Annotated in this window: 5 protein-coding genes; 2 read left to right on the top strand and 3 right to left on the bottom strand. The window is 66.1% G+C overall.

Annotation, left to right across the window (positions count from 1 at the left end; all coding sequences use genetic code 11):
* The first annotated feature begins 130 nt into the window (after window positions 1-130).
* Window positions 131-976, top strand: a complete 846-nt coding sequence (locus ACIQ6O_RS14030) for a zinc metalloprotease HtpX (protein ID WP_396208405.1) — start codon at window positions 131-133, stop codon at window positions 974-976.
* Window positions 977-1180: 204 nt separating this feature from the next.
* On the opposite strand, the gene ACIQ6O_RS14025 is transcribed toward ACIQ6O_RS14030, so the two are convergent.
* The 3 genes from ACIQ6O_RS14025 to ACIQ6O_RS14015 form a co-directional block, all read right to left on the bottom strand.
* Window positions 1181-1531, bottom strand: a complete 351-nt coding sequence (locus tag ACIQ6O_RS14025; protein WP_396208406.1) for a (2Fe-2S) ferredoxin domain-containing protein — start codon at window positions 1529-1531, stop codon at window positions 1181-1183.
* Window positions 1532-1571: 40 nt separating this feature from the next.
* The gene (locus tag ACIQ6O_RS14020) at window positions 1572-1883 is read right to left on the bottom strand and encodes a hypothetical protein (protein WP_396208404.1); all 312 of its coding nucleotides are present in this window, start codon (window positions 1881-1883) and stop codon (window positions 1572-1574) included.
* Between the two features lie 264 nt (window positions 1884-2147).
* A complete protein-coding gene (locus ACIQ6O_RS14015) occupies window positions 2148-3275 on the bottom strand; it encodes a hypothetical protein (RefSeq protein ID WP_396208403.1) in 1128 nt (375 codons plus the stop codon).
* Window positions 3276-3343: 68 nt separating this feature from the next.
* On the opposite strand from ACIQ6O_RS14015, the gene ACIQ6O_RS14010 reads away from it, so the two are divergent.
* On the top strand, window positions 3344-3932 hold a 589-nt coding region (locus ACIQ6O_RS14010), incomplete at its 3' end, for a sulfurtransferase (protein ID WP_396208402.1).

Genomic DNA, 3932 nt, shown 5'->3' with positions numbered 1-3932 from the left:
TCGGATGTGACACATCAGGCGAGACCTTCACACGCAATTCCATGACCGCCGGTGGGTGGCCGTGGGTTTTCGTGCGAGGGCTCGCCTTTTTCGTGCGGGTACCTGAAGCGGGAAATAACCAGCAACGACTATGAACAACATCAAGGTTTTCGTGCTCATGGCCGGCTTGACCGGCCTCGTGATGGCCATCGGCCAGCTCCTCGGCGGCGGCTCCGGCGCCGTCATGGGGCTGCTCATGGCCGCGGCGATGAACCTCTTCATGTACTGGGGCTCGAGCAGCATGGTGCTGCGCTCGTACGGCGCCCAGGTGGTGAACGCGCAGCAGGCGCCCGAGCTGTACGAGATGGTGGACCGTCTCCGTCAGCGCGCGGGGCTACCCATGCCCGTCGTGGCCATCGCGCCGCATGACCAGCCCAACGCGTTCGCGACGGGGCGCAACCCGGAGAACTCCGTGGTGTGCGTGACCGAGGGGCTCATGCGCATGATGAACCGCGAGGAGCTCGAGGGGGTCATCGCGCACGAGCTGGCGCACATCAAGAACCGTGACATGCTGCTGCAGACGATCGCGGCCACGATGGCGGGCGCCATCGGCAACATCGCGCAGTTCGCGATGTTCTTCGGCGGCGGGCGTGACGACGAGGACAACGCGAATCCGGTGCTGGCGATCCTCATCATGATCATCGGCCCGATCATCGCGATGGTGATCCAGTTCGCGATCAGCCGTCAGCGCGAGTTCAAGGCCGACGCGGTGGGCGCGGAGATCAGCGGCAAGCCGCTGGCGCTCGCGAGTGCGCTGGGGCGTCTCGAGATGGGCGCGCGTCGCATTCCCATGCAGGTGAGCCCCAACGCGGCCCCGCTGGCCATCGTGAACCCGCTCGCGGCGTTCAGCATGCGCGGAGTGAGCAAGTGGTTCAGCACGCACCCGCCGACGGAAGAGCGTATCGCGGCGCTGCGTCAGATCGCCGGCGCGTACTGAGACAGCTCAGGGGCTCGGGAAGCGCGTCCACACGGAGATCGCCGAGGCGGGTGAGGGCACGGAGAACAGCCAAACAGCATAGGTAGAACAGCAAAGGGGACCGCATGGGTGTGCGGTCCCCTTTTTCTGGCTGGTGCGGTTCTCTGCGTCCTCACCACCCTCGGCGAGCTCCGTGTTGGCGCGTTCCCAAGCCGAAGCCCAGAGCTAGCCCGCGTCGCCCGTCGAAGCAGCTCCCGTACCGAGCCGGTGGAAGACCATCTCTTCCACCACCTGCCCGCCCTTGAGGTGCTCCACGACGATGCGCTCGATGCTCTCGGGAGTCACGCCGTGGTACCACACGCCCTCGGGGTACACGGCCACAATGGTGCCGCCGGCGCACACGCCGAGGCAGGGCGCCTCGCTACGCTTCACGCGGGTGGCGCCGAAGAGCAGGCCGTGTCGCTGCAGCAGGGAAGCGAGCTTGGCATACACGGCGCGCCCGGCGCGGTTTTCGGTGCAATAGCCACCCGTGCACACGAGGACGTGGCGCGAGTAGGCCTCCATCTCCGGCTTCATGGCCAACCTGCGATCTCCCGAAAAACGTTGGCGCTTGGACTCAATCCGACGTGGGCGGCTTGGGCGGTCGTGTGGCCGCCGACTGCAGAGCCCGCTCCCTCAGCAAGATATACATGCCGCGCATGGCGAAGAGGGTGCCCACGATGGAAATCGCGACACCACGGTTACCCGTGTGTTGCAGCCAGCGGGCCGCGGCCGCGCTCATGAGGAACCCGACGCCGGCGTACACCAGCCCCCGGCGCTGCGCGCTGCTCCACTTGCCGCTGCGGGAATGCAGCAAGGCGGACCCGAGCAACCAGGCGCCGCCGGAAGCGACAAGAGTGGAAGCGATCGTATCGCGGTCGAGAAGCATGGGCCGGGGCGAGAGGAGACTACCGTCAGAAATCTATTCGAGCGTGAGACGGGGAGGGGGAGACCCGAGACGTGAGAATGAGACGCGACGGGCGAGAGACAGAAGCCAGCCTGGATAGAAGCGAGAGGTCAGCATTCTCGAGGTGAGAAGCGAGAGCGTGCGGCCTCGCTTCTCACCTCGGGATCGCGGTCGTCTCGCTTCTATCCGAGCGCACCTCACACGCTGGCCCTTCGATTCTCCCGCTGGACGCTCGGGTCTCAGACCTCAGGCACGAGCCAGCCCCACCACCAGCTCCACTACAATCAGCAGCACAATCGCGATTTCCAGCGTCTCGCTTCTCGCCGCCTGCGCTTCCCCGTTCAACATCGCGTACGTGTCGCGCAGAATGGCGAGCTTGCGGTCGATGCCTGCGCGCCACGTGCGGCCGCGGAAGAGTTCGAGGGCGGCCGAGTACACGCGTGCCAGGTACACGTCGTCGGTGACCTTGAGCGCGTTCTCCACGCGTTCCACCAGTTCGGTGCTGTCGGCCACCTGCGCCTGCAGGCGCTGCAGCAGCGCGGCGAAGCGCCGGCCGGGAAACACGGCGTGTCGGGCGCGCGCCGCCTCGATGTCGTCGTACAAACGCGGCAGTTCGGCGTCGAGCAGCGCGTCGTAGTAGCGGAGCTCGAGCAGCTGCGCATTCGCGAACTCGACGATGTACTGCAGGTCGGTGTCCTGCTCGCCGGGTTCCACCACGAGGGCGTTGTCCCACGTGAGAATGGCGAGATCGTCGCCGTAATAGCTGAAGCGGTGTGGCAGCAATTCGCGCCGGGCGTCGGCGCTGAGCGGCCGGGTTTCGTTGAGGAGGAGCGGCGCGACATCCAACGCGGCGAGCGCATCGGCGTCGAGCGGTTCACCGTCGGCACCGCGGATGCGCGCCACACGGAACACCGTGTAGTCCTCGTGCAAGGCGGCAATGCTGGGGCGCTCCACCGCTGGCGCAATACGCTCGGTGAGCAGCCGCAGGTGATGCTGGACGATGGCCGTGATCGATGGGTGCTGATGCAGCCGCTGACCGAAGAGCGTGAAGTCGGTCCAGGGGCACATCGGTTCGGCCCGCACCTTCACACGCAGCGACACCACGCCGAAGTCGAAGATGCGCGCCGACAGCTCCACGTCGTACGAGTGGTTCGCGAGCATGAGCGTCTCGCCCCCCAGCAGCACCGTGATGGGTGGGTTGGAGATCTGCAGCGCCTGCCCTTCACCGCGCACCGGCCGCACCCGTTCCGGACCGCTGGTGGCCAGCAGATCGAGGGCGCGCTCGAGATCGATGGCGTAGCCCACGTCGAACAGCCGGTAAGCGATGGCTGCACCGGTCTCGACCATTACAAGCGACTCGTCAATGCGTTCCATGCGTATCAACATACCCCCGAAGCGGGCGATGTGATTGCATTCACGGGCAGACGCCTTAGCGTTGACGTATGACTCCTGTCACCACACGGCCCGGTCTCCCCGACCCGGCCATCGTTTCGAAGGGCTACGCCCACCCCGAGCGCCTCGTGAGTACCGCGTGGCTCGCCGACCACCTCTCCGACCCGTCGCTCCGTCTGCTCGAGTGCAACGAGGACGTGCTGCTGTACGATGTGGAGCACATCCCGGGGGCGCAAAAGCTCGACTGGCACGTGGATCTGAACGATCAGGTGGAGCGCGATTACTTGGACCGCGCCGGCTTCGAGTCGCTCGTGCGCCGGTTGGGCATCGATGACAGCACCACCGTGGTCTTCTACGGCGACAAGAACAACTGGTGGGCCACGTATGCCTTCTGGGTGTTCCAGCTGTTCGGCTTCGACAACACCGTCGTGCTCGACGGCGGCCGCGCGAAGTGGCTGGCCGAGGGGCGCGAGACCACTGAAGCGAAGCCCACGTTCGCCGCGTCGGCGTACGTGGCGCGTGAGCGCGACGATTCGCGTATCCGCGCTTACTTCGCCGATACCAAGGCGCACATGCAGGCGGGGCTGCCCATGGTGGACGTGCGGTCGCCGCAGGAGTACACGGGCGAGAAGCTGCACA

This window comes from Gemmatimonas sp., assembly GCF_044345575.1.
Lineage (GTDB): Bacteria > Gemmatimonadota > Gemmatimonadetes > Gemmatimonadales > Gemmatimonadaceae > Gemmatimonas.
The sequence above is the reverse complement of the archived record's forward strand: the minus strand, read 5'-3'. Positions and strand labels throughout refer to the sequence as shown.